Source organism: Sanguibacter sp. Leaf3 (genome assembly GCF_001425965.1).
Classification (GTDB): Bacteria; Actinomycetota; Actinomycetes; order Actinomycetales; family Cellulomonadaceae; genus Sanguibacter; species Sanguibacter inulinus.
The window spans coordinates 469,388-494,351 of sequence record NZ_LMRH01000003.1 but is presented as its reverse complement, the minus strand read 5'-3'; the positions used below and the strand labels follow the sequence as shown (position 1 = coordinate 494,351).

The window sequence follows — 24,964 nt, the reverse complement described above, 5'->3', positions numbered from 1 at the left end:
TACGTCGACCGCCGAGGTCGTACGGACACGCCAGAAGAGCCCCGCGTTCGAGGTCATCTGGCGTGTTCGTGCGACCTCGTGGCAAGGGGTGCGACCTCGGGCCAGGACGTGCGACCTCGTTCCCCGGGGTGCGACCTCGTCGTCGGGCGCGCAGCGCGGGACGGGGTCGGTCAGGCCCTGTAGCGGCCGGGGCGGTGGTTCATGGCGAGGATGACGTTGAGGACCACCACGCCGAGCACAGAGGCGAGGACCGTCGGGACGTCGGCGACGAAGAGCGCGCAGAGGACGATCACGGCGTCGAAGCACAGCTGGACGACGCCGGCGCTGACCCCGAAGCGGTCTTGCAGGTAGAACACGAAGATGCCGAGCCCGCCCGCGCTCGCCCCGTGGCGGAAGAGTGCGAGGAAGGCGAGCCCCATGAACATGCCGCCGAGCGCGCAGGCGTAGAACGGCGTGATGTGCTCGATGGTGATGTTCGCGGCGTGGAAGCTGGTGAGCACGGAGATGAGCCCGACGACGGCGAAGGTCTTGATGGTGAAGGGCCAGCCCATCCTGACGATCGCGAGGGCGTAGAACGGCAGGTTGATGAGGAAGAACACGAGGCCGAAGGGCCAGCCCGTCGAGTAGTTGACGAGGAAGGCGATCCCCGCGATCCCGCCCGACACCCCGCCGACGTCCTTGAGCAGCATGAGCCCGAAGGACAGCGCCAGGGAGCCGATGAGCAGGGCGACGACGTCTTCGACCAGGCGGTGCGGCCGGGTGACGAGGTCCGCGACGGGGTCGGGGACGGGTGCGCCGTCGTGGACGGGGGCGGCGGCCCCGTCGAGAACGGCAGGCCCGTCGGGAACGGCGGGTGCTCCGGGACCGGGGGCTGAGGCTGCGGAGAGCGGCGTGTCTCCCGTCGTCGGTCTCGGTGTGGGCGCGGCGGCGGAGGGCGTGCTCTCGTCTGTCACGGGTGCAGCGTGCGCGCCCCCGGCCGCGCGCGCCACCCCGTGCACGCCTGCTGGTCGATCTGTGCTCGCGATGCGGACAGACCGTCACCTCCCGTGGGCGGCAGCGGCTCGGAGCATCGCACTCCGTCTCGCCCACGAGGCTGACGGCGGTGCAGGGCCTGGACGGCTGCCTTCCGTGGTCCGTACCGACGTTTCACCCGCGCAGACCTCTCACGTGATGCCGGTGACACTCTGTCATGTCGAGTTCGCAGGGTGTCCGGAGGCGTCGTAGCGTAAGAGACGACGCCCGCCGCAGCGGGACGCCTCGACCCCCCGGAGGAGAGCTCGTGCCGCAGACCACCCAGGCCCCGCACGTCGTCGTGGTCGGAGGTGGCTTCGCCGGCATCGCCGCCGTCAGGGCGTTCGCCGGCGCGAACGTCCGAGTCACCCTGCTCGACCGTCGCGTCTACAACACCTTCCAGCCGCTGCTCTACCAGGTGGCCACCGGCGGCCTGAACCCCGGGGACGTCACCTACTTCCTCCGCGGTCTGCGCCTGGGTCAGAAGAACGTCCGGGTGGTCCACGAGCACCTGGCGAGCATCGACCACGCGAACAAGCGGATCCGTCTGCTCAACGACGAGTACATGGACTTCGACTACCTGGTGCTCGCCAACGGCGTGACGACCAACTTCTTCGGCACCCCCGGTGCGAAGGAGAACGCCTTCCCCATGTACTCGCGCAGCCAGGCCGTCAAGATCCGCGACGCGCTGTTCGTCCGCCTCGAAGAGGCCGCGCACACCCCGGGCACGGACGACGGGCTCCGCGTGGTCGTCGTCGGCGGCGGTGCGACGGGGGTCGAGGTCGCCGGGGCCTTCGCCGAGCTGCGCAACGCAGGTCTGCGGCCTGCCTACCCGGAGATCCGCGGCGACGCCTTCGAGGTGACGATCGTCCAGCGCGGCACCGAGGTGCTCAAGTCGTTCCCGAAGCGTCTGCGGGAGTACACGGTCTCCGAGCTCGAGCGTCGCAACGTCAAGCTCCACCTGGGCGCAGGGGTCGCCGAGGTCCACCCCGACGGGGTCGTGCTCACCGACGGCACCAAGCTCCACTCGGACCTGACCATCTGGTCGACGGGCGTGCGCCCGCACGAGGAGGTCGACGCCTGGGACCTCCCGCGCGGCGCTGGTGACCGCGTGGTCGTGGGCCGCGATCTCCAGGTGGACGGACGCCCCGGGGTCTTCGCCGTGGGCGACATCGCGATCACGCCCGACGACCTGCCGCAGCTCGCGCAGCCCGCCATCCAGTCCGGGACGCAGGCCGCCAAGAACATCCTCGCGCTCATCGACGGCAGGCCGATGAAGCACCTGAGGTACTTCGACAAGGGCACGATGGCCGTGATCGGGCGCCGCGCCGCGATCGCCGACATCCTCGGCAAGGTGCAGCTGACCCGCGGGACCGCATGGCTCGCGTGGCTGTTCGTGCACATCATGGGCCTCATCGGGCCGCGCAACCGCCTCACGACCCTCGCCGGGATCGTCACGCGGTACGGGTTCCCCTTCCACCGCAAGCAGATCCCGATCGTCGGCGACGTGCCGACCATCCGCCCCTCGCGCGAGGACCGCGAGAGCACGGGCCGAGGCGAGCCCTCCGAGGAGCGCGAGACGCCGCCGGCCGAGCCGTCGCGAGACTGAGGCACCGGGAGAGCTGAGCGGTCGGGAGACCTGAGCCGCTCGACTCCCTGTGGAGAAGGGGACTCGTCCACAGGTTGACGCGCCACCACCTGTGGAGGGAGCCGCCCGTCCCCAGACGGAGGCGTCGCCAGACCGTGGCGACGTTCCTGTGGAGAAGGCCACCTGTGCTCAGGCCGAGGCGTCGCCAGACCGTCGTCAGGTCGCCGTGGCATACTCGGCAGCCGGACGAGGCTGCCACGCGGAGGAGCACCCCAGGTGAGACACCAGAAGACCCGTGAGCGCACAGCGCCCGGCGAGCGCAGCCGCGGTGGCGTCGGTTCCGCGATCCTCGGCGGCGTCGGCGAGCTCCTCATCACCGCTGGCCTGGTCATCGGGCTCTTCGTCGTGTGGCAGCTGTGGTGGACGAGCGTCGAGGCGAACAACGAGGCCGCCCAGCTGGTCGAAGAGTTCCAGGACACGCTGCCGCCCGCTCCCGAGGTCGTCGCCGAGCTACGGACCGACGACCCTCCGGTGCCCGCCAAGGCGGCCTACGGGGAGACGACAGGGGTGCTGATCGTCCCCAGCTGGTACGGCAAGACGAACAACACCATGCCGATCGTCGAGGGGACCTCGCTCGACCTCCTCGACCGTGCGACGGCTGGTCACTACGAGCACACGCAGCAGGTCGGCGAGGTGGGCAACTTCGCGCTCGCCGGGCACCGCCGGACCTATGGCAACTCCTTCAGGTACGTCAACGAGCTGGTCGAGGGTGACCAGGTGATCGTCGAGACCGCCGAGGCCTGGTACGTCTACGAGGTGACGTCCCACGAGATCGTGCTGCCGAGCGCCATCGAGGTCACCGCGCCTGTGCCGAACCAGCCGGGCGTTGCGCCGACCGAGCGGATGCTCACGCTGACCACCTGCCACTCACTCTCGCTCGGCGAGTACGGGAACGACCACCGCTGGATCACCTACGCAAAGTTCGTCGGCTGGATGCCTCGCGCCGACGGCATGCCCGAGCAGGTCCTCGAGAACCCAGGAGTCGTCTGATGTACCCGTGGATCTTCCGGCACCTGCCCGGACCGCTGCCCGTACGGATCCTGCTCGCGCTCGTGCTCGTCACGGCCGTCGTCACCGCGCTGTTCGTCTGGGTCTTCCCCTGGGCCGCCGAGAACATCGACTTCCTGTCCCGCGACCCCGGCATCAGCTGACCCCGAGGTCGCCCCGAACCCTCCGCGCTCCGAGGTCGCACCCGCTGCGCCGAAGTCGCACCCCTTGCGCCGAGGTCGCACGGACACGCCAGAATCACCCGCCAGACGCCCGTCGCTGGCGTGTCTGTACGACCTCGCGGCAGCGGGTACGACCTCGTTTGGGCAGGGGCGACCTCGTCGGACCGGGGGGTGGGTCAGAGGCCGTGGCGGCGGTCTCCGGCTACAGCCAGGGCCACCTCGGACTCCATCGCTGCGGAGAACGGGGCGCGGCGCTCGGCGACAGCGCGGGCGAGGTCGGCTACGGCGAGGTCGCCGTTGACGGCAGCCCCCGCCATCACGCCCGAGGCTGCGGCGGCCGCGACCATCGCCATGAGGTCGCCCGAGTTGCCGGCGACCCACACACCGGGGACAGCCGTCGCGCCGCGCGGGTCGGCGACGATCTGCTCGCCGAAGGGTGAGAGCGTCTTCTCCCCGCCGAGCGCCTCGTAGAGCTCGGTCCGGGCGACGAACCTCGGTCCGACCGCCACGGCGTCGACAGGGAAAGACCGTCCGCCCTCGACCTCGACGGCGCGCACCTGCGTCCCGTCGACCACGAGCCGCTCGACTCGCGGCGTCACGACCCGCACCCCGAGGGCCGCGAGCTGCTCCCACTGCTCCTCGGTCGGCTCAAGAGCATCGTGCAAGAACAGCGTGACGTCGTCGCTCAGCTGACGGAACAGCATCACCTGGTGCAAGGCGTTCTCCGAGGTCGCGAGCACGGCGATGCGCTGGTCCCGGACCTCCCAGCCGTGGCAGTACGGGCAGTGGAGCACGGTGTGCCCCCAGGCCTGCGCGACACCGGGGACGTCGGGCAGCTCGTCGACGAGGCCGGTCGCGAGGATCACGCGGCGCGCGGTCACCTGCTGGGTGGTGCTGGCGACCGGCGCACCGTCGATCTCGAGCGTGAAGCTGTCGACCACTCCCGACGCGCCTGTCACGCGGCCACTGACGAGGCGGACACCGTAGGCCTCAGCCTCAGCACGGCCGCGAGCCAGCAGCTCGAGGGGAGAGATGCCCTCCTGGCCGAGCACGTTGTGCGCGCCCTCGGCCGGGGCGTTGCGGGGTTCGCCCGCGTCGACGAGGACGACGCTGCGGCGTGAGCGGCCGAGCGCGATCGCTGCGGCCAGTCCCGCGGCGCCACCCCCGACCACGACGACGTCTGCGGTCAGGGTGGTGCTCGGGTCGGCTGTCGAGGATGCGGCAGTCAGGTCTAGGGTCATCGGTCTGCTCCTTCGTGGGTCGTGGTGTCGAGCGGTCGCACGGCGACCCAGACGACGCGGCCCGAGACTGTCCGCACCTCTGAGCTCCCGGCGCCCAGCGCGAGGATCACGGCGTCGAGCGCGGCGAGATCGTCTGCCGAGAGGTCGTCGGCGATCCTGTCGCGGTTCCTCGACAGCTGGATCGCGAGGTACCGCGCGCCCTCTGCCGTGGTTGCGGACGCGTCGAAGGACATCTCGTGGCGCTCGACGGGGGCGAAGCACGCCTCGCCGAGCGCGGTGGTCCACTCGGCGGTCACGGGGTAGCCGTGCCCGGCGAGCGCGGCCGTCACGCGGTCACCGAGGCCGTCGCGTCCCGAGCCGAGGTCGCTCGGCTCGAAGCGGGCGCCACTCATCTCCGTCACGACCAGCACTCCCCCAGGACGCAGCGCGCCATAGGCCTGGCGCAGCACGCGCGCGGGGTCGCTCACGTGGTGCAGCGAGAGCGCGGCCCACGCGAGGTCGACCTGCTCGGGCAGCACGGCGGTCCAGTCACCGTCGAGGTCGGTGAGGTGGGTGGTCACGCTGTCGCCGACTCCGGCGGTCTGGGCGCTCGCCGTGAGGTGGTCGAGCATCGAGGCCGTCGCGTCGAGGCTGTGGACGTGGGCTCCCGGGAAGCGGCTCGCGAGCGCGAGGGTGCCTGTGCCGGTCCCTGCGCCGAGGTCGGCGATGCTGCGAGGCTCGGTGCCGAGGACGGCCGCGGCGGCGTCGAGCGTGTCGGCGAGGACCGTCGCTCCGAGGGCCGCGTCGAGGTCGAGGAGCTCAGCCATGTCCGAGTCGCCTTCAGGTGCGGGGCCGTGGCCGGGGCGGTCGGCGTGGATGTGAGCGGCGTGGGCGCCGTGGCTGTGGGCCCCGTGGGCCGAGTGAGCGCTGGCGTCGTGCGCGCTGCCAGTGCTGCCGTGGTCGTCCGCGCTGCCGCCGGCGAGTCCGGCGGGGCCCGAGCCGTGCGAGGTGTGATCGGTGTGCGTCATGCCCTCCACGCTAGACGAGAGATGCGCGAGAGACATAGGCTCTTGCGCATGACGCAAGAACTGCTCGACGACATCGTCCGCCAGCGCATCCGCGGTCTCCGCCTCGCGAGGGGCTGGACCCTCGACGCGCTCGCCTCGCGCTGCTTCCTCTCCGCGTCGACGCTGAGCCGCATCGAGACCGGTCACCGACGCATCGCCCTCGACCAGCTCGTCCCGATCGCACAGGCGCTCGGGACCACCCTCGACCAGCTGGTCGAGCCCGAGGGCGACGAAGACGTCGTCATCCGTCCCGAGCCCGAGACGATGACGGGGTCGACCGTGTGGTTGCTGTCCCGCGAGCGCGACCGCCGCGGCGTGACCATCGCGAAGATGCGCATCACCCCCGAGCGCGAGTGGCGCGAGGGCCAGGTGCACCCGGGCTACGAGTGGTTCACGGTCCTCAGCGGGGTCGTCCGGCTGACCCTCGGCGAGCGCACGATCTTGGTGCGCGAGGGGCAGGCCGCAGAGTTCTCGACCATGACCCCGCACGTCATCCAGGCCCACGAGGGGCCCGTCGAGATCCTCACGATCTTCGACCACGACGGCGAGCGCGCCCACCTGCCGGGGCACCGTCACGAGAAGTGAGGCGTCGCGCCGCGAGCCTCGCTAGGCTGCTCGAGACGAAGGTCCGGCGCGAGACCTGCACCTCGCCCCGGAGCCACCTGAGCCCCCGAGGAGACGCATGAGCATCGAGATCGGCCCGACCGACTGGCAGATGACCGCCACCATCGGCGTCGACGTCAAGGGTGACGTCTGGCCCTGCGTCGAGATCCCTGGGTCCGCCGAGGCCTTCGGCACCGGGAAGTCCGTCAAGGTCGTCGCGACGGTCGACGACCAGCCCTGGAGCGGCGGCCTGCTGCCGACCGGCACGGGCGGGCACATGCTCTCGCTCAACGCTAAGGTTCGCAAGAAGCTGGGTAAAGACGTGGGCGACGAGGTGACGGTGCGGATCACCGAGCGACTCACCTGAGGCACGCCAGCCGCCAACGCACGCTCTCGAGACTACGGGCGGGCGTCCCGCAGCGACGTGATGCTCCGCGCCAGCAGGTCGGCGAAGGCCGCCTGCTCGGTCTCGTCCATCCCGGACTTCATGCGGTCTTCGACCCCGCGCACGGCGGCGCTGGCCGTCGCGAGCTGGCGTCGACCGGCGTCGGTCAGCTCGGTCGGCAGCACACGGCCCGTCGTGGCCTGCTCGGCCCGGGTGACGAGGCCGTCGCGCTCGAGCGCCTGCAGCAGCACGTTCATCGACTGACGCGTCACGAAGGCCCCCCGGGCCAGGTCGGAGCTGGACAACCCCGGCCGCTGCGCGAGGAGCTCGAGGCAGGAGTAGTGGGTGATCGTCATGCCCAGAGGCCGGAGCACAGCCTCCATCGCGCTACGGAGGGCGCTCGACGCCTCTTTGAGCAGATAGCCGACAGAGGTCTCGAGGTGGATGCCGGGCCCGTCTTGACTCATGTCAGTAGTCTGACATAGGTTCGCGAGTGTCAGACAACTGACACTCAGCAGCTCGTCCGACGGAGGCGCACCATGACCGCAGCAGCATCAGGCCCAGGATTCATCTCTCTCCAGGTCCGGGACTACGACGCCTCTGCGGCGTTCTACGAGTCCTACCTCGGTCTCACCCGCCAGCCCGGACCGCCCCACGCTGTCGTCTTCGACACGAAGCCCGCGTCCTTCGCCGTGCGCTCACCCCTGCCGGGGGTCGACCTCGACGCCGTCGCCCAGCCCGGCGTCGGTGTGGGGATCTGGCTGCACGCCGCCGACGCGCAGGGCATCCACGACCGCCTGGTCGCCGACGGCATCACCATCACGTCGTCCCCCGTCGACGGGCCCTTCGGCCGCACCTTCACCTTCGCCGACCCCGACGGCTACCAGATCACCCTGCACAGCCGCGCCTGACCCCGCGGCACCAGCGGTCGCGGCGCGGGCGCGTCTCGCTCAGACTCGACGAGGAACGCACCGCACGTGACCTCGAGAGGCGAGCACCATGACCCGCATCGGCATCATCCTGGGCAGCACCCGACCCAACCGCAACGGCGAGCAGGTGGCCCGGTGGGTCCTCGACATCGCCTCGCAGCGCGAGGGCGTCGACTACGAGCTCGTCGACCTCCGCGACTTCCCGCTCCCCCACCTCGACGAGCCCGTCCCGCCGTCCATGGGTGAGCACACCCAGGAGCACACCAAGCAGTGGGCCGCGAAGATCGCGTCCTTCGACGGGTACGTGATCGTCACCCCCGAGTACAACCACTCCACCTCCGGGGTGCTCAAGAACGCGATCGACTACCTGTTCCACGAGTGGCACGACAAGGCCGTCGGCTTCGTGTCCTACGGCTCGGTGGGCGGCGCCCGGGCCGTCGAGCACCTGCGGCTGATCGCCGGAGAGCTGAAGATGGCCGACGTCCGCCAGCAGGTCACCCTGCCGCTCGCGTCGGAGTTCAAGGACTACTCGGAGCTCACACCGAGCGACGCGTCGGTCGACGCCCTCGGCACGCTCCTCGACCAGGTGACCGCCTGGAGCGAGGCGCTCGCACCGCTGCGCGCCCAGGCCTGACGGACGACCCCGACGCCCGGCTCCGGGCTACGGACTCCGGGTCCTGACTCCCATCGACCGGGAGCCGGGCTCCGGCCTCCGGGCTCCGGGAAGCCCGGCTCCCACCAGCACGCATCACGACCACGACGAGGCCGGGCACCACCCTGGGGACAACTCCCCAGCGTGGCACCCGGCCTCGGCCCGTAGGCTCGTGACGTGCTCAGACTGATCGCCTTCGCTGCCCTCGGTGCTCTCCTCGGAGGGGTGGTCGTCGCGATCGTCGGCCCGCCCGGGGCGGGGATCGCGATCGCCGGCGTCGCCTTCACGGTGCTGGTCTTCGCGACGGTCATGACCCGGGTCGCCGGGTCGCTCGGCGGCAGCGTCGCGGCCTCGCCGAAGGCCGTGCAGCAGGCGCGCGACGCCCGACGTCTCGGCCTCGCCCGCGTCGACGCGCTGCGCCAGACCGGGACGCAGATCAACGACCAGCCGCTCTGCGACATCGACGTCACCGTGCAACCGCTCAGCGGCGCGGCCTTCGCGACGACAGTCCGGACCGTCGTGCCGCTCACCGCCGTCCCGAGGTTCCAGCCCGGCGCAGAGCTCGAGGTCGCGATCCTCCTCGACGGCGGTCCAGAGGTCGCCTTCGTGGACGGTGAGCTCTCGCCGCGGGACCGCGAACGGCTCACCGTCCCCTCGCGCAGGTCCGTCCCGGTCCTCAAGGTCGAGCCGCACACCCGCGTCGTCGACGGCCGCCGCAAGGGGCCGATCCTCGGCGTCGGGCCGAAGGGCCGTCCGGTGCGCCTGGTCCTCTTCGCCCTCGTCGCTGTCGCCGCCGCAGCTGTTGTCGTGGCCCCGTACCGCGTCGCCGTCGCGCAGACCGTCGAGGCGATCCAGGACGGGCACCTGCGGCCGGACATGCGTCAGCCTGACCTCCTCGCCCAGGCCCAGGAGGCCCTCGTCGAGGAGATCGGCCACGACCAGGTGACGTCGATCGTCGTGACCAAGGACTTCGTGACCGTCGACGCACCGCTGCGCGCCGGAGAGACCGCCACAGACCGGTGGATGTACCGGGGTGGCCGGGTCAGCAACGAGGGTGCGGCGACCATCCAGCCTGGTCTCGCGGAAGAGCAGTACGCCTGGTCCGACGTCGCGCTCGACCAGCTGTGGGGCCTCATGGAGACCTCCGCCGCGGAGGTCGGCCTGCCCGTCGGCGACGCGAGCGCCTCCGTCCGCCGCTCCGCCGACGGTGACATCGACAGCGAGACCTTCGCCGAGGCTGTCGGCCCGCCGGTCATCACCTTCAGCATCGGCGACGACTACGGCAGCACGTCGTTCAGGTTCGCCGCAGACGGCACGAGGATCGAGGACTAGGTCAGGACCACGGCCCGGCCGACAGGTCCCCGCGGCCCGAGAGCTGCTCACCGAGCTCGCTCGTGCGGTAGAGGACCGACCGCCCGTGGCGGGCCCGCGTGAGCAGACCCGCGTCGTGCATCACCCGCAGGTGCTGGTTCACGGCGCTCGGGCTCACGCCGTAGCGCGTGGCGAGCTCCGAGGACGACGCGGGCTCGTGCAGGGCGTCGAGCAGACCCGCGCGGGTCGCGCCGAGCAGGTCCGCGAGCGCTCCGCTGCCGCGCACGGGGGCCGGGTCCCAGAGCGTGGCCGCGCCGCGGACCGGGTAGATGACCGACGGACGGTCGTCGTCGGTCACCGGTGAGGACACGCGGTGCGTGAAGAGGCTGGGGATGAGTGTGAGACCCGCTCCGTCGACGTCGACGGTCCGGGTCCGCGGGTCGCGCAGCGCGAGGGACACCGTGCGCCCGTCGAAGCTCACGGACGGCGCGAGCCCTGCGAACATCCCGGCCAGGCCGGACCGTCCGATCTCGCGTCCACGGAACACGACGTCGGCCTCGAGGAGGGTCCGCATCCGTGTCCACGTGGACCTGAACGACACGCCCCAGTAGACCCCGACGGCGTCGACCACGCGTTGCCGCACGTCCGCAGCCGGGCCTGTGAGCACAGCCGGGCGCACGCTGTGCACGGCGTCGAGGTCGTGGTCGAGACGGCCGAGGTCGATCTGGGCGAGCGCCGCGAGCTCGTCGTCGAAGCGGGTCAGCGGCGTGGTGGGGACGGGGTTGAGGAAATCGGGTACCCAGCTCCTGTCGTCCACGAGAGCCCTGAGCACCTCGAGCTCCGGGCCGGGGAGGTCGTCGACCACACGCTGGACCCAGCGCAGGTGCGCGGGGTAGAGCGCCGGGTCGCGCACGGCCCGCAGCGACAGACCGGCCTCGTTGAGCGGAGAGAGCCCGAAGCGGATCTCGGAGAGGTCGGAGTCGGACAGCCTGTACTGGAGCATGAAGCCATAGTCTTCATCATTACGCGGACGTCGTCGACCACGATGAGATGTCTCCCATGCCCACCACCGATGCCCCGCGGGTCGAGCGCGCGCGGACCCGCCGACTCGTCTCAGAGGTCTCCAGCACCTTCCGCCCCGCAGACCCCGTCGCCCGGGCGCTCACCGCCGCATCGCTCTCGCTGACGGTTGCCAACGGGATGTTCTACGCCGTGTCTGCGCTGCTGTTCACGCGGGCCATGGGCATCCCCGCCGTGACTGTCGGCATCGGGCTCACGGTGTCCGGGGCGGTCGGTGTGCTCACGTCGCTCGGTGCCGGGTACCTCGCGGACCGGGTCGGGGCGCTGCGGCTGCTCACTCTCTGCGTCGTGGCCCAGGGCCTCTCGCTCGCCTCCTTCTCGGTCGTCGACGGCGTCCCCGCCTTCGTGGCCGTCGCCTGCCTCGCGACGGGCGCCCGCCAGGCCGGTGCGTCGGCCCGGTCGGCGCTCGTCGCACGCTCGTTCACAGGCCCGTCCAGGGTCGAGATGCGAGCCCGGCTGCACGTGGTGGTCAACGTCGGCATCGGGCTCGGCACCTGCGTCGCCGCCGCGGCGCTGCTCGTCGACACCGCGGCCGCGTACAGGATCGCGGTCTTCGCGGTCGGGTGCGTGACCACGACAGGGGCGCTGCCGCTCGTCAGGCTCGCGCGCAGCACCGAGGCCGCGCGGCGCCTCGCCGAGCCGGCGGCGTCAGGCCCCGAGCCGGACGAGGCCGCACCGGCGGCCGGTCCCGGCCGGTCGCCGTTCCGCGACCCGCAGTACCTCGTCGTCGTCGGCCTGACGAGCGTGTTCGCCGTGCACTTCGGCCTGCAGACCGTCGGCCTGCCGCTGTGGATCGCCAGCCACACCGAGGTGCCCTCCGTGATGATCTCCGTGCTGCTCGTGCTCAACACCGTGCTGGTCGCGCTCTTCCAGGTGCGGTTCGCCCGGGGCGCGACCACGGTCCCGTCGGCCGCGCGCACCATGACGCGGGCCTGCGTGGTGCTCGCGGTCGCCTGCGGTCTCTACGCGGCGGCAGCGGTCGGCAACGTCGCCCTCGCGGTCACGGTGCTCGTCGTGGCGGCCCTCGTCCACGCCTCGGCAGAGCTGTGGGGTGAGGCCGGGTCGTGGACGCTGTCCTTCGACCTCGCCGACGAGCGCACCGCAGGCGCCTATCAGGGCCTGAGCACCATGGGCTACGCGGTCGCCACGATGATCGCGCCGCTGCTCGTCACCACGACGGTCATCAGCCACGGACCTGCCGGCTGGGCGATGCTCGCCGGGCTGTTCGTGCTCGTCGGTCTCGCCTTCGCCGTGGGCGCGCGGCGGTGGGCACCGCACCCGATCTCCGGCTCGTAGGACCTCCCCCGGACCCTCGACCAGGAGCGCGGAGACCGTAACCTGAAGGCATGAAGCGCATCGGATTCTTGTCCTTCGGCCACTGGACCGACTCGCCGCACTCCCAGACCCGCTCGGCCTCCGACGTGCTGCTCCAGTCGATCGACCTGGCCGTCGCCGCCGAAGAGCTCGGCGCCGACGGCGCGTACTACCGCGTGCACCACTTCGCGCGGCAGCTCGGCTCGCCCTTCCCGCTGCTCGCCGCCGTCGGCGCCCGCACCAGCCGGATCGAGATCGGCACGGGCGTGATCGACATGCGGTACGAGAACCCGCTGTACATGGCGGAGGACGCCGGGGCGGCCGACCTCATCTCCGGGGGCAGGCTGCAGCTCGGCATCAGCCGGGGATCACCCGAGCAGGTCCGCGAGGGCTACAGGTACTTCGGTCACGAGCCTGCGCCGCACGACCGCGACGGCGCCGACATGGCCCGCGAGCACACGGCAGCCTTCCTCCACGCGATCGGCGGCGAGGGCTTCGCCGAGCCGAGCCCCAACCCCATGTTCCCCAACGAGCCCGGGCTGCTGCGCATCGAGCCGCACTCCCCCGGCCTGCGGGACCGCATCTGGTGGGGCGCCGGGTCGATGGCGACGGCCGAGTGGACCGCCGAGCAGGGCATGCACCTCATGAGCTCGACGCTGCTCTCCGAGCACACGGGCAAGCCCTTCCACGAGCTCCAGGCCGAGCAGATCGCCCGGTTCCGCGCGCGCTGGGCCGAGGTCGGGCACCCGGGCGAGCCGCGCGTGTCGGTCAGCCGGAGCATCTTCCCGCTCATGGACGACCGCGACCGCGCCTACTTCGGGCGCGACGCCGGCTCCAAGGACCAGGTCGGGTCGCTCGGTGGGACGCTCGCGACCTTCGGCAAGTCCTATGCCGCCGAGCCCGACAGGCTCATCGAGCAGCTCGCTGCTGACGACGCGATCACCGCCGCGGACACGCTGCTGCTGACCATCCCCAACCAGCTCGGCGTGGACTACTGCGCACACGTGCTCGAGGGGCTGCTCAAGCACGTGGCTCCGGGGTTGGGGTGGCGCTGACCTGACCGAGTAAGGCTCGTGCGTCGTGCTGTCACTGACAGCGCGACGCGCGATCCCGGTCGAGCGGCACCTAACTTGACAAAATGGGACAGGCGGGGCAGTCTTGATCTCGTTGTTCCCCGCCGTCTCCGGATTGGCGGGGATTTTTTTATCCCAAGGGAGGGTCCGTGCTGCGCGCCTCTGTGGTCATCGAGCGCGAGCGCCGGGCACGGTTGCAGCTCGCCCGACGACGGGCGTTGCTCATGATCGTCGCCATCGCCGTCATCGTGACAGCGGGGTGGTTGATCGTCAGCCACCAGCACTCGACGGCGGTCGCCGAGGCGCGCGAGCTGCGCGACCTGCGGGCCGCCGAGCTGACCACCACCCACGACCAGCTCTCAGAGGACCTCGACACCGCCAGGAGCGTCCTGGCCAGCTCGGTCGGCATCGCCGAGGTGGGTCGCCTGAGCGACGGCCTCTCCGTCCAGGTCGACTCGATGTCGACCTACGAGATCCTCTACGCCGAGCCCTTCAAGAACCCCTCCGACAGCGACGTCGACGCTCTGCGGCGCCAGGCAGAGCTGCTCACCAGGTACGTCAACAACATCGAGGAGGGTCGACCCGGGCTCGTCGAGGCGACGACCGCGCTCGAGGAAGCACTCGGTGCACCCGGGGTGTCCTGAAGACACCTTCACCTGCACCTTCACCTCACGAGAGCCTCCAGGCTGCCGATATGACATCCAGTCTTGATCCACCCCCCTGGAGGTCGTCATGAGTACGTCGCACGGTGCACGTCGGTGGTTCAACGACCGGAGCGTGATGACCCGCGTCTCCGCGATCGTGCTGGTCCTCGTCCTGGGGCTGGTCGTCGTCGCCGCGACGGCCCTCCAGGGCGCTGCGAAGATCTCGTCCCTGCGGGCCGAGGCCGACGCCGCCGTCGAGATCCAGGCCGAGGTCGAGGCCGGGCGCTACGGCATGCTCTGGGCCGCCGACTACCTGGCGATCATGGCGTGGTCCGCGCGCGTCGACGGCGGCGACGTGAGCGCCGCGGAAGACGGCGACAACATGACCGGCTACCAGCAGGGCATCACCGACTTCGAGGAGTCTGTGCTCACCCTCGACCCGTCGACCCTCACCTCCGACGGGAGCGCCGCGGTCGCGGCGATCAACGACGGCTGGTCCACCTACGTCGACGCCGACCAGAAGATCTTCGAGGCGTGGCGCGCGGGCGACCTCGACGCCGGTGACGCGATCTGGGTCGGCGAGCGCTGGGACGCCTACTTCGTGGTCTCCGGTGCGCTCGACGAGCTCCGCACAGCCGTCCAGACGCAGGTCGACGACCTCCGCGCCCAGGTCGCCGACCGCGAGTCCACCAACCGCTGGGTCACCCTCGCAGCGGTGACCCTCGCGATCATCATCGGTGCGGCCCTCGCCTGGGTCGTGGCCCGCGGCATCGTCCGACGACTGCACGCCGTGCGCGACGCCCTGCGAGGCCTCGCCGACGGTGACCTCACCGTCCGCGTCGACGTCGACTCGGCCGACGAGACCGGGCAGATGGGCGAGGCGCTCAACGAGGCCGCCGGCAACGTCGCGGCCCTCGTGCGGGACATCAGCGCCACCACGACGGCCCTGACCAGCGCCAGCCAAGAGCTCGAGACAGTCTCCGCGGCCGTCGCGACAGCCTCCGACAGGGCGTCCCGCCAGGCCGACGAGGTGACCCGCGCCGCCGCTGGCGTCTCGGAGAACGTCTCGACCGTCGCCGCCGGCTCCTACGAGATGGAGACCTCGATCCGCGAGATCTCCCGCAACGCCAACCAGGCCGCCGAGGTCGCCGCGACAGCCGTGGGCGCCGCGCAGAAGACCGACACGGCCGTGGTGAGCCTCGCGGACTCGAGCACCGAGATCAGCAACGTGGTCCGGCTCATCACCGCGATCGCCGACCAGACGAACCTCCTGGCGCTCAACGCGACCATCGAGGCCGCCCGTGCCGGAGAGGCCGGCAAGGGCTTCGCCGTGGTCGCCGGCGAGGTCAAGGAGCTCGCGCAGGAGACCGCCCGGGCCACGGACGAGATCTCCCGGCGCGTCGACGCCATCCGCACCGACTCGCAGGGCGCAGCCGACGCCATCCGCGAGATCGGGCAGATCGTCGCGTCGATCAACGACTACCAGATGTCGATCGCGTCGGCCGTCGAGGAGCAGACCGCGACCACCAACGAGTCCGGCCGCAACATCACCGAGGCCGCGAGCGGGTCGGAGCAGATCGCCGGGCACATCTCCGGCGTCGCTCAGTCGACAGGCGAGGTCGCCCGCGGGATCGCCCAGGCGCGGGAGAGCATCGAAGGCCTCGCGGCGCTCGCGCAGGAGCTCAGCTCGCAGGTGGCGCGGTTCAGGCACTGAGCGCAGCCCGGCTCGCCTGACGAGCCGGGCACGGCACCTCCCCTCCGGACCGGAGGTCGCCACCGCGGGTTGCAACGTTGTAACCTCCGGGGATGGCCACAGGACCAGAGGGGAGGGCAGCCCCGACGCTGCGCGACGTCGCGCGGGTCGCCGGCGTGTCCTTCAAGACCGTCTCCAACGTCCTCAACGACCACCCGCAGGTGCGGGAGTCGACCCGGGCGAAGGTCCTCGCAGCGGTCGACTCGGTCGGCTACAGGCCGAACCTGGCCGCGCGCAACCTCCGGCTCGGGCGCAGCGGCGTCATCGGGCTGGCCGTGCCCGAGCTGAGCCAGGCGTTCTTCGCCCAGCTGGCCGACGAGGTGATCCGCGTCGCCGCCGAGCAAGACCTCGTGGTCCTCGTCGAGCAGACCGGAGGCCTGCGCGAGCGTGAGCTCGAGGCGCTGCGCAACCCGCGCCTGTCGTTGACCGACGGCCTGCTGCTCGCCCCGCTCGGCCTCACCCACGACGACGTCCTGCCCGACCCCGCCGGAAGACCTCTCGTGGTCCTCGGCGAGCCGCTGTTCCCCGGACCCGTCGACCACGTGACGATGCAGCACGAGGCGGCCGCCCGCGCCGCGACCGAGCACCTGCTCGGCCTCGGACGTCGCCGCGTCATGCTCCTCGGGGCGCACGCGACCGAGCGCACCGGTGTCGCAGCGCTGCGGTACGCGGGGTACCGCGAGGCCCTCGAGGCCGCGGGCCTGCCCGTCGACGACGACCTCGTCGTGCCCGTCGAGACCTGGGACCGGAGCAACGGCGCCGAGGCCATGGCCCGGGTGCTCGGCTCCGGCGTGCAGATGGACGCCGTCTTCGCGATGAACGACGACCTCGCCCTCGGGGCCCTGCGGTCCCTCCAGGAGCGCGGCGTCACGGTGCCGGGCGACGTCGCCCTCATGGGCTTCGACGACGTGGCCGACGGGCGGTACACCTACCCGAGCCTGACCACCGTCGAGCCTGGACGGCACGACATCGCCCGTGCCGCGGTGACGATGCTGACCGAGCGGATCGCCGACGGGGCGACCGGCGCGCTCGCGCCCCGGGTGACGGCCCCGGAGTTCCGGCTGGTCGTCCGGGAGTCGACAGGCGGCTGACCGGCAGCTGCGCCGCCCGGTCGACAAGCGCGCGACCCGCGGCGTCGTCCACGGGTCGACACGCGGCTGACCCGTGGTGACGTCCGGGAGCCGACAGGGCACCGACCCGCGGTGACGTCCGGGAGCCGACAGGGCACCGACCCGCAGCGTCGCCCCCGGCGACCTGCACGAGCGCAGGTCTCACCCGAGACAGGGTTGACAAGGCCGTGCCGCGCGCCGCAAGATCTCACTTACAACGTTGTCTTACAACGTTGTAAGTGGGTTCCCTGAAAGGACAACGCAATGAAGCGCATCCCCGCCCTCGTCGCCGCGCCGGTCGCCCTGGCGCTCTTCTCCCTCTCCGCCTGCTCTGGTGACAGCGCCTCCGACACCGACGGCCCCGTCGAGCTCACCTTCTGGCACGGCTACACCGAGGCCGACGGTGACGTCCTCGAGCAGATCGTCGACGACTTCAACGCCGCGCACGACGGCGAGATCACCATCACCACCCAGGTCAACCCCTGGGACGTCATCGACGACACCTTCCTGCCCGCCCTCTCGGCGGACAACGGCCCCGAGATCGTCGCCATGCCGGCCGAGCGCCTGCCGGTCTACGCCGACCGCGGCGCCTTCGTCGACCTCGACGACTTCTACGACGCCGACGCCTCGACCCCCGACCTCAACACCGGGGCCCTCGACATGGTCACCGTCGACGGCACCCGGTACGGCGTCCCGACGGGCTTCGTGCCGCTGACGATGTTCTACAACAAGGCCCTCTTCGACGCCGCGGGCGTCGAGGTCCCCACCACCTGGGACGAGTGGGTCACCGCCGCCGAGGCCCTCACCGTCGACCAGGACGGCGACGGCACCCCCGAGCAGTACGGGCTTGCCCTCGCCGACCACGCGACCGTCGGCAACGGCGTCTGGCCGTCGCTGTTCTACGGCAACGGCGGCGCCGTCGTCGAGGACGGCAAGGCCGTGATCGACTCCCCCGAGAACGCCGAGACCCTCGAGTTCTGGCACGACGCGATCACCGCCGGGAAGATCAGCCCCACGGGCGTCGACGGGGTCAGCGGCGACGGGCTCTTCAGCAGCGGTCGAGTCGCGATGTACATCGGCGGGCCGTGGATGGCCTCGGTCTCCGAGGAGAACGGCGTCGACTACGGCATCGCGCCGATCCCCGCCGGACCCCAGGAGCAGGCCGCGTCGGCGATCGGCGTCTCGATGGCCCTCACCGAGCAGGCCGACCAGGCCCAGCAGGAGGCCGCGCAGGAGTTCTTCAGCTATTTCCTCTCGCAGGAGCAGGCGACCACCTGGGCCCTCGGCTCCGGCTGGCCCCCGCTGCGGACCGACATCGCGTCTGCGGACGTCGCTGAGAACCCCGTCGTCGCGGCACTCACCGAGCAGGCTGAGCTCGGCCGCCCGCTGCTGCCGGGCGTCGTCAACAGCACAGACGTGCTCACCGCCGTCGACAACCTCACGCAGCGCGCGATGGCGGGCGAGCCCGTCAACGCGCTGCTCGCCGAGGCCCAGACCGCGATCCAGTCCGCGCTCGACGACTGACCGGGCCGCAGCCCGCCCTACCCCGGACCGGCCGCCCCTGGGACCCCCACCCCGGGGCGGCCCCCACCCCGAGAGGCACCCTCATGACCACCGCGCACGTGGACAGGCCCCGCAAGCGGGCCTATCGCGCACCAGCCCCGCTCGGCGGCCGCGGAGGCTCCGGCGCGCAGCGCACCCGCTCCGGCGGCCGTCGCTCCCGCGCCGCCCTCGCCTTCCTCGCCCCAGCCCTAATCGTCCTGGCGGTCTTCGTCGTCTGGCCGATGATCTCTGCGCTGCAGATGTCCTTCACGGATGCCAGCGGCTTCGGCGAGGCCGAGTGGGTCGGGCTGGACAACTACGCCCGGATCTTCACCGACCCCGACATCCGCGACGCCGTGCTCAACACCGTCGTCTACGCGGTCCTGTTCACCCCGACCGCCGTGGTCGTCGCGCTCGGCCTGGCCCTGCTGCTCACGAGCGACAGGCTGCCGTTCCGCGGCATGTTCCGCACGGCGCTGTTCCTGCCCTTCATCATCTCGCTGGCCGTGGCGGCCCTCGCGTGGTCGTACCTCATCGACCCGCAGGTCGGGCTGCTGCACTACTGGTTGCGCGGCATCGGCATCGACCTGGGCAACGTGCTGCAGGACCCGACGCTCGCCATGCCCGCTGTCGCGCTGGTCGCGGTGTGGAAGAACTTCGGCTTCTACATGGTGATCTTCATGGCCGGCCTCCAGGAGATCCCCGGGTCGCTCTACGAGGCCGCGAAGATGGACGGCGCCAACGCCTGGACCCGCTTCTGGCGCATCACGCTGCCGATGCTGTCGAGCACCACGGCCTTCGTGCTGATCTTCGCGACCATCGCCGCGCTGCAGGCCTTCGACCAGATCTACGTCATGACCGGCGGCGGGCCCTACGGCAACACCCAGACGGTCGTCATGGAGATCTACGAGTCCGGCTTCCGCAAGCTCGACCTCGGCTTCGCGTCCGCGCTGTCCTACGTGCTGCTGCTCGCCACGCTCGTCCTGAGCATCGTCCAGTTCGTGTTCTTCGGACGCCGCGAGGAGGAGTCCTGATGTCCGTCACCACCCCAGCCCCTGTCCGCGCCCCGGCCCACGCACCTGCTGCGTCGCCGCGCCGCCGCCGGCGCATCCGTGCCTCGACCGTCGTCATGACGGTCGGTGTCACGGTCGCGACCCTGGTCGCCCTGCTCCCGCTGTTCATCGTGCTCTTCACGGCCTTCAAGCCGACGTCGGAGGTCAACGCCTTCCCGCCGACGCTGCTGCCCGACGCCTGGACCACGGCGAACTTCGAGCGGATCTTCTCCGACCTGCCCTTCACCCGGCTCATCGGCAACAGCTTCGTGTTCGCCGGCGGGGTCACCCTGTTCGCGGTGAGCTTCGACGCCCTCGCGGCCTACGCGCTGGCCCGCATCGACTTCCGCGGTCGCAAGCTGCTGCTCGTCGCGATCGTGGCCACCCTGATGATCCCGTTCCAGGCGACGCTCGTCCCCGTCTACCAGATCGTCAGCGACCTCGGCTGGGTCAACTCCTTCGCCGGGCTCATCGCTCCGCGCGCCGCCGACGCCTTCGGCATCTTCTTCCTCCGGCAGTTCTTCGTCGCGCTGCCTCGCGACCTCGACAACGCCGCCCGGATCGACGGGGCCTCAGAGTTCCGGGTGTTCTGGCAGATCATCCTGCCGAACGCCCGCCCCGCGGTCCTCACCCTCGCGATCTTCGTCTTCGTCAACAACTGGAACGACCTGCTCTGGCCGCTGGTCTTCACCACAGACAGGGAGATGGGCACCATCACCTCAGGACTCACCCAGCTGACAGGCCCCGGCGGGATCGTGCCGTACGGCGTCATGATGGCGGGCTCGCTCGTCGCCGTCGTCCCGCTGGTCTTCGCCTTCATGCTCGTGCAGCGCAAGTTCATCGAGTCCATCGCCACGACGGGGCTCAAGTGAGCGCCGCCGGCCGCGCAGCGGGCCGGGCACCGGACCGTGATTCAGGCCGTGACCCAGGCCGCGCGCCGCGGTGGTACGAGGACGGCGCACTGCACTTCGGACTCGGGATCGAAGACACCTTCGTCCCGCAGGGCGGCCCGGGCGAGCGCCCGATCGACGAGTACGAGCTCACCGACCACTACGCCCGCTACTCCGAGGACCTCGGGCTGGCCTCCGCCGCCGGCGCGACCTTCATGCGGTGGGGCGTCCCGTGGCACAGGGTCAACCCCGAGCGCGGGGTGTGGGACTGGTCCTGGGTGGACCGTGTGGTCGACAGGTTCGGCGAGCTCGGTCTGCGCCCCGTCATCGACCTGCTGCACTACGGCACCCCGCTGTGGCTCGACGGGCAGTTCTCGAACCCCGACTACCCCCAGGTCGTCGCCGAGTACGGCGTGGCCTTCGCCGAGCGCTACGGCGATCGCGTCACCGACTACACCCCGGTCAACGAGCCGATGATCCACGCGCTGTTCTGCGGTGTCTACGGCTACTGGCCGCCCTACCTCACCGGTGACTCCGGGCTCACGACGATGGTCCGAGCCCTCGGCGAGGGCTTCGTCCGCACCCAGCGCGGGATCGCCGAGGTGCTTGGCGACCGCGCGACCTTCATGCACGTCGACGCCTCCATGCGGTACGCGGGCGACGTGCAGGGCGAGCACCGCGCGACGGCCGAGAGGCTGCGGCACCAGGCGCACCTGGTCGAGGACCTCGTCACCGGGCGGGTCGACGACCAGCACCCGCTCGCCGGCGTGCTGCTCGGCCACGGGATGGACGACACGTCCCTCGCGTGGTTCGCCGACCACGCCGTCCGGCCAGACATCGTGGGGGTCAACTACTACCCGCGGATCTCGACCGAGCTGTTCGAGGAGGGGGTGCACCACGCGGGCGGTTTTGCCGACCCGCGCCCGGCCCAGAACGCCGGCGTCGCCGGGCTGGTGGAGGTGCTGCTCGAGGCCGAGCGCCGGCACGGTGCCCCGGTCATGCTCACCGAGACGGCCGTCACCGCCCCGGTGGCCGACAGGGTCGCGTGGCTGCACGAGTCCGTCGCGGCGATCCGCACCCTGCGCTCGCTCGGCCACGACATCGCCGGGTACACGTGGTGGCCGGTCTTCGACATGTACGAGTGGACGTACCGCCACGGCACAGCGCCGCGCGAGGAGTACCTGCTGACGATGGGCCTGTGGGACCTGGTGGAAGACGGGTGCGGTGGCCTGGACCGTCGGCGGACACCTGTGGCCGACACCTTCCGGACGCTCGCGACCGACGTGCGCGCCAATGGTGCTGTCGGTGCTGATGGCGCTGATGGCGCTGATGGTCCGGACGATGCCGATGACAGCACCGGTGCCGACAGCGCTGCCGGTGCCGCGGAAGAGACGAGGGTGGCATGAGCGAGGTCGTCGAGAGCGAGAAGACGGCCGGGCTGATCCCCAACCCGATCGTCCTCCAGCGGGCCGACCCCTGCGTGCTGCGCCACGACGGTCAGTACTACTTCACGGGGTCGCACCCGCTCTACGACAGGGTGGTGCTGCGGCGCGCGGAGCGGTTGGACGATCTCCAGGCGGCCGAGGAGGTGACGATCTGGGAGCGGCACGCCGACGGCCCCATGTCGCAGCTGATCTGGGCACCCGAGATCCACCGCGTGGACGGTGCCTGGTACATCTACCTCGCGGCTGCGCCCGACGCGCAGGGAACTGTCGACGTGCCGGGCTCGGCCGAGACCTTCAACCACCGGGTCTTCGTGCTCGAGAACACCGCCGACGACCCCTTCACCGGGGAGTGGGTCGAGCGCGGTCAGGTGGACACCGGGTGGGAGTCCTTCGCCCTCGACGCCACGAGCGTCGTGATCGACGGCGAGCAGTACCTCGTGTGGGCGCAGCAGGCCTTCGACGTGCGGGGGCACTCCAACATCTACATCGCCCGGATGGCGGACCCGTGGACCCTCGCGACGCCGGCCGTGCTGCTCACGAAGCCTGAGCACGACTGGGAGACCGTCGGGTTCTGGGTGAACGAGGGCCCGTCGGTGCTGGTGCGCGAGGGACGGGTGTTCCTCACGTACTCGGCCTCGGCGACAGGTGTCGAGTACGCGATGGGTCTGCTCACCGCCGACCTCGGTGACGACCTGCTGGACCCGGCGTCGTGGACCAAGAGCCCCGACCCCGTGCTCGTGTCCGACCCGTCGGTCGGCCAGTACGGACCCGGCCACAACTCGTTCACCGAGCTGCCCGACGGGACCCCCGTGCTCGTCTACCACGCACGCAGCTACACCGAGATCGCCGGAGACCCGCTCTGGGACCCCAACCGCCACGCCCGGGCTCAGGTGCTGCCCTTCGACGAGGACGGCAACCCCGTGTGGGGGACGCCGGTGCCGGATGTGCGGCCGGTGCCGACGAGTCAGGAGGTGCTGCCGCCGGGTGGGGTGTGAGCGCGGGTCCGCACGCGCGCGCCCCCGACAGTCGGTGCACCACAGCCCTAGGAAGGCCTACAGGGGCACCGGGAGGAGATCGCGCAGAGGATCGGCCACCGTCCGGACGACTGCCATGTAGGACGCCGAGGCCAACCACAGCACCGGGAAGCCGCACCACGCGAAGGTCCGGATCGAGGTCCGCACCTCGCGGGCCGGCGGAGGTCCGGCGTCTGGTCCCCCACCATGGCGAGACGCCCACTGCTCCACCCGGCCGACGTGGCGGACCGGACGCAGCCGCGGGAAGAGGTCTTTGAGTGTCGAGTGCCCGTGGGCCACGCAGTCGATCCGGCGCTCGTCGTCCAGGACGATCGCCAACCCGCTCTGAGCTTCAGCACCGCGCACCCTGGCCGCGGGGACGGTGACCGTCGTAGCGACGTTGACGACCCTCAGCTGGTCGCCGACGCCATCGACCCGCGTCGAGGCGATGAGGATCAGCACCCAGGAGAGCAACGCGAGACCTGTGGCGTTCGCCAGGTACTCAGACCACGGATCGGCCGCAGACACCGAGACCGTGACGATCGCGAGCACCCCCGCCGCACCCGTCAGGAAGACCCCCACCATGACACCCATAGCCCGGTTCCACGGGACAACGGTCTCGGTGTCCCGACGGCGCCCACCTGACGTCCCCCACCACTTCTCAGGTGGGCCGACATCAGGCACCGTGCACCTCCAGCCACAGGTTGAGCTGGTCAGCCTTTCTCTGCACGCCACCTCGGCGTCTCTCGACGAAGGAGTACTGGGCGAGCTGCACGAGGCTGTGCTCGCCCCCGTCAGGCACCACGACAGTGACGTAGCTGTACGCCAGAGGGAGCATGTCCATCTCCCGCTGGTCGACCCGTGCGAAGGAGCCCCGAGGGAAGGTCTGCCGGGTGACCACACCTCGGACCTCGACACCCTCCGACGAGCGGCGCGCCCCCATCGTCAGGCCTCTCAGCACCAGGCCCAGCCCGACCAGCAGCGCTGGAGCCAGCAGCAGCACATCGAGGACTCCGACAGGTCCGTCCGTGAGACCGGCGACACCGAGTGTCAGCCACACGAGTCCTCCAGCGAGGCAGGCGCCGTTCTTCCAAGAACGCATCGTGCGATCCACCTGTGGGTGCCTCTCTCGTCTCGGGCGCACTGCTCGCGGCGGCAACGCACGAGAAGACTACGGCGCACTCGCCGGCCGCGAGGCACCACATCCGAGGGTTCACCCTCGGACGTCGGGCGGGCAGACCCGTCATAGGGTGGCGTGATGGATCCTCTGGTCGCTCTGGCGTGGCGCGGCGAAGAAGCACTGCTCTCCCCTCGCGTGCGGAGCAGCTCGCGACTGCTGGACGAGCATCTCGCCCCAGACTTCTCTGAGATCGGGCAGTCCGGGAGACTGTGGAGCCGGGCGGAGATCATCCCAGCCCTGCTGGACGAGACCGCCGCGGCCTCTGAGGCGACGATGAGCGACCGCGAGGCACGGAGCACCGGTCCAGAGACGGTCCTGCTCACCTACCGGCTCCAGCTCGACGGCAGACAGAGCTGGCGATCATCGCTGTGGCGGAGAGAGGGCGACACCGCTCAGTGCTTCTTCCACCAGGGGACGACAATCCAGCTGGCGTCGGTCGACGACGAGCCGGCGTCCTGACAGTCAGGGCTGAGGTTCGCCTCGCCGTAAAGATCCACCGAACAGGAGAGCACCCGTGGTCGACGTCGCTGGAGTCATCAAGGAGGACGCGTTCAGCTGGTGGTGGGAGCGCAGGACATGGGACTCGCACCTCCCCTCGATGCGCCGCGAGTCCGCGATGCGCATCGTCGAAGCCGTGTACTCGTCCTCGGGAAGCTCGCTGCCAGCCTTCCGAGCGCTCGTCGAGGAGGCCGCGTCCGAGGGAGAGCGGATGGATGTCGTCGAGGCCTTCTTCGAGTTCCTGCCCTGGGAACGTGACACCGACGGAAAGGTGCGGGCATGGCTGGACGGTGTCGCACGTGACGAGCCAGAGCTCAGGCACATGGTCGCCACCTTGGCTTCCCGCATCTGACCTCGCCAGGGACAGGCTCATCGG

General features: G+C 70.9%; 27 protein-coding genes. 20 read left to right on the top strand and 7 right to left on the bottom strand.

Going from position 1 to position 24,964, the window contains the following annotated elements:
- Positions 1–170: 170 nt before the first annotated feature.
- Positions 171–953: a YitT family protein gene (locus tag ASG53_RS15620; RefSeq protein WP_235533967.1), complete on the bottom strand. Its 783-nt coding sequence runs from the start codon at positions 951–953 to the stop codon at positions 171–173.
- 326 nt (positions 954–1,279) lie between these two features.
- Here ASG53_RS15620 and ASG53_RS15615 point away from each other — a divergent pair, with 326 nt between their 5' ends.
- The 3 genes from ASG53_RS15615 (at position 1,280) to ASG53_RS20170 (ending at position 3,810) form a co-directional block, all read left to right on the top strand.
- Positions 1,280–2,620, top strand: coding sequence for an NAD(P)/FAD-dependent oxidoreductase (locus ASG53_RS15615; RefSeq protein ID WP_056135485.1), 1,341 nt, complete (start codon positions 1,280–1,282; stop codon positions 2,618–2,620).
- A 255-nt stretch (positions 2,621–2,875) separates the two neighbouring features.
- Positions 2,876–3,649: a class E sortase gene (locus ASG53_RS15610; RefSeq protein WP_200945519.1), complete on the top strand. Its 774-nt coding sequence runs from the start codon at positions 2,876–2,878 to the stop codon at positions 3,647–3,649.
- Positions 3,649–3,810: a hypothetical protein gene (locus tag ASG53_RS20170; RefSeq protein WP_200945518.1), complete on the top strand. Its 162-nt coding sequence runs from the start codon at positions 3,649–3,651 to the stop codon at positions 3,808–3,810. The genes ASG53_RS15610 and ASG53_RS20170 overlap by 1 nt, the downstream gene beginning before the upstream one ends.
- A gap of 194 nt (positions 3,811–4,004) precedes the next feature.
- Here ASG53_RS20170 and ASG53_RS15605 read toward each other — a convergent pair whose 3' ends face one another.
- Entirely contained in the window at positions 4,005–5,069 is a 1,065-nt protein-coding gene (locus ASG53_RS15605) for an NAD(P)/FAD-dependent oxidoreductase (protein ID WP_056135482.1), read from the bottom strand.
- The gene (locus ASG53_RS15600; protein WP_056135472.1) at positions 5,066–6,076 is read right to left on the bottom strand and encodes a class I SAM-dependent methyltransferase; all 1,011 of its coding nucleotides are present in this window, start codon (positions 6,074–6,076) and stop codon (positions 5,066–5,068) included. The genes ASG53_RS15605 and ASG53_RS15600 overlap by 4 nt, the downstream gene beginning before the upstream one ends.
- Positions 6,077–6,124: 48 nt before the next feature.
- On the opposite strand from ASG53_RS15600, the gene ASG53_RS15595 reads away from it, so the two are divergent.
- Both ASG53_RS15595 and ASG53_RS15590 read left to right on the top strand, forming a co-directional pair.
- The gene (locus ASG53_RS15595; RefSeq protein ID WP_056135469.1) at positions 6,125–6,700 is read left to right on the top strand and encodes a helix-turn-helix domain-containing protein; all 576 of its coding nucleotides are present in this window, start codon (positions 6,125–6,127) and stop codon (positions 6,698–6,700) included.
- A gap of 97 nt (positions 6,701–6,797) precedes the next feature.
- Positions 6,798–7,085 (top strand): DUF1905 domain-containing protein, encoded by a 288-nt coding sequence (locus ASG53_RS15590; RefSeq protein ID WP_056135466.1) that lies wholly within the window; start codon positions 6,798–6,800, stop codon positions 7,083–7,085.
- Positions 7,086–7,117: 32 nt separating this feature from the next.
- Here the strand turns inward: ASG53_RS15590 and ASG53_RS15585 are convergent, their stop codons facing one another.
- Entirely contained in the window at positions 7,118–7,570 is a 453-nt protein-coding gene (locus ASG53_RS15585; protein ID WP_056135462.1) for a MarR family winged helix-turn-helix transcriptional regulator, read from the bottom strand.
- Between the two features lie 72 nt (positions 7,571–7,642).
- Here ASG53_RS15585 and ASG53_RS15580 point away from each other — a divergent pair, with 72 nt between their 5' ends.
- From ASG53_RS15580 to ASG53_RS15570, 3 genes are all read left to right on the top strand, one after another.
- Positions 7,643–8,014 (top strand): VOC family protein, encoded by a 372-nt coding sequence (locus ASG53_RS15580; protein WP_056135460.1) that lies wholly within the window; start codon positions 7,643–7,645, stop codon positions 8,012–8,014.
- Between the two features lie 88 nt (positions 8,015–8,102).
- A complete protein-coding gene (locus ASG53_RS15575; protein ID WP_056135457.1) occupies positions 8,103–8,666 on the top strand; it encodes an NADPH-dependent FMN reductase in 564 nt (187 codons plus the stop codon).
- A gap of 195 nt (positions 8,667–8,861) precedes the next feature.
- A complete protein-coding gene (locus ASG53_RS15570; RefSeq protein WP_056135455.1) occupies positions 8,862–10,016 on the top strand; it encodes a hypothetical protein in 1,155 nt (384 codons plus the stop codon).
- A gap of 1 nt (position 10,017) precedes the next feature.
- On the opposite strand, the gene ASG53_RS15565 is transcribed toward ASG53_RS15570, so the two are convergent.
- A complete protein-coding gene (locus ASG53_RS15565) occupies positions 10,018–10,998 on the bottom strand; it encodes an ArsR/SmtB family transcription factor (protein WP_056135452.1) in 981 nt (326 codons plus the stop codon).
- A 56-nt stretch (positions 10,999–11,054) separates the two neighbouring features.
- Between ASG53_RS15565 and ASG53_RS15560 the strand changes: the two genes are divergently transcribed.
- The 10 genes from ASG53_RS15560 (at position 11,055) to ASG53_RS15515 (ending at position 22,892) form a co-directional block, all read left to right on the top strand.
- Positions 11,055–12,371: an MFS transporter gene (locus ASG53_RS15560; RefSeq protein ID WP_056135449.1), complete on the top strand. Its 1,317-nt coding sequence runs from the start codon at positions 11,055–11,057 to the stop codon at positions 12,369–12,371.
- A 50-nt stretch (positions 12,372–12,421) separates the two neighbouring features.
- The gene (locus tag ASG53_RS15555) at positions 12,422–13,444 is read left to right on the top strand and encodes an LLM class flavin-dependent oxidoreductase (RefSeq protein WP_056135445.1); all 1,023 of its coding nucleotides are present in this window, start codon (positions 12,422–12,424) and stop codon (positions 13,442–13,444) included.
- Between the two features lie 167 nt (positions 13,445–13,611).
- The gene (locus ASG53_RS15550) at positions 13,612–14,106 is read left to right on the top strand and encodes a hypothetical protein (RefSeq protein WP_156382848.1); all 495 of its coding nucleotides are present in this window, start codon (positions 13,612–13,614) and stop codon (positions 14,104–14,106) included.
- A gap of 88 nt (positions 14,107–14,194) precedes the next feature.
- Positions 14,195–15,820, top strand: coding sequence for a methyl-accepting chemotaxis protein (locus ASG53_RS15545; RefSeq protein WP_156382847.1), 1,626 nt, complete (start codon positions 14,195–14,197; stop codon positions 15,818–15,820).
- A 92-nt stretch (positions 15,821–15,912) separates the two neighbouring features.
- Entirely contained in the window at positions 15,913–16,950 is a 1,038-nt protein-coding gene (locus tag ASG53_RS15540; protein WP_056135436.1) for a LacI family DNA-binding transcriptional regulator, read from the top strand.
- A gap of 282 nt (positions 16,951–17,232) precedes the next feature.
- Positions 17,233–18,492 carry an ABC transporter substrate-binding protein gene (locus ASG53_RS15535; protein ID WP_056135433.1) on the top strand — a complete coding sequence of 420 codons (1,260 nt, stop codon included), beginning with the start codon at positions 17,233–17,235 and terminating at the stop codon, positions 18,490–18,492.
- 83 nt (positions 18,493–18,575) lie between these two features.
- Entirely contained in the window at positions 18,576–19,544 is a 969-nt protein-coding gene (locus ASG53_RS15530) for a carbohydrate ABC transporter permease (protein ID WP_056135430.1), read from the top strand.
- Positions 19,544–20,434 (top strand): carbohydrate ABC transporter permease, encoded by an 891-nt coding sequence (locus ASG53_RS15525; protein WP_056135427.1) that lies wholly within the window; start codon positions 19,544–19,546, stop codon positions 20,432–20,434. The genes ASG53_RS15530 and ASG53_RS15525 overlap by 1 nt, the downstream gene beginning before the upstream one ends.
- Positions 20,431–21,858 carry a family 1 glycosylhydrolase gene (locus ASG53_RS15520; RefSeq protein ID WP_235533966.1) on the top strand — a complete coding sequence of 476 codons (1,428 nt, stop codon included), beginning with the start codon at positions 20,431–20,433 and terminating at the stop codon, positions 21,856–21,858. The genes ASG53_RS15525 and ASG53_RS15520 overlap by 4 nt, the downstream gene beginning before the upstream one ends.
- Complete coding sequence (locus ASG53_RS15515) at positions 21,855–22,892, top strand: glycoside hydrolase family 43 protein (protein WP_056135424.1); 1,038 nt, start codon at positions 21,855–21,857, stop codon at positions 22,890–22,892. The genes ASG53_RS15520 and ASG53_RS15515 overlap by 4 nt, the downstream gene beginning before the upstream one ends.
- 57 nt (positions 22,893–22,949) lie before the next feature.
- Here the strand turns inward: ASG53_RS15515 and ASG53_RS15510 are convergent, their stop codons facing one another.
- Positions 22,950–23,504: a hypothetical protein gene (locus ASG53_RS15510; protein ID WP_056135421.1), complete on the bottom strand. Its 555-nt coding sequence runs from the start codon at positions 23,502–23,504 to the stop codon at positions 22,950–22,952.
- An 82-nt stretch (positions 23,505–23,586) separates the two neighbouring features.
- Positions 23,587–24,012, bottom strand: a complete 426-nt coding sequence (locus ASG53_RS15505; RefSeq protein WP_156382846.1) for a hypothetical protein — start codon at positions 24,010–24,012, stop codon at positions 23,587–23,589.
- A 156-nt stretch (positions 24,013–24,168) separates the two neighbouring features.
- On the opposite strand from ASG53_RS15505, the gene ASG53_RS15500 reads away from it, so the two are divergent.
- Positions 24,169–24,549, top strand: a complete 381-nt coding sequence (locus tag ASG53_RS15500; protein WP_056135414.1) for a nuclear transport factor 2 family protein — start codon at positions 24,169–24,171, stop codon at positions 24,547–24,549.
- A gap of 55 nt (positions 24,550–24,604) precedes the next feature.
- Complete coding sequence (locus ASG53_RS15495; protein ID WP_056135412.1) at positions 24,605–24,940, top strand: hypothetical protein; 336 nt, start codon at positions 24,605–24,607, stop codon at positions 24,938–24,940.
- Positions 24,941–24,964: the final 24 nt, after the last annotated feature.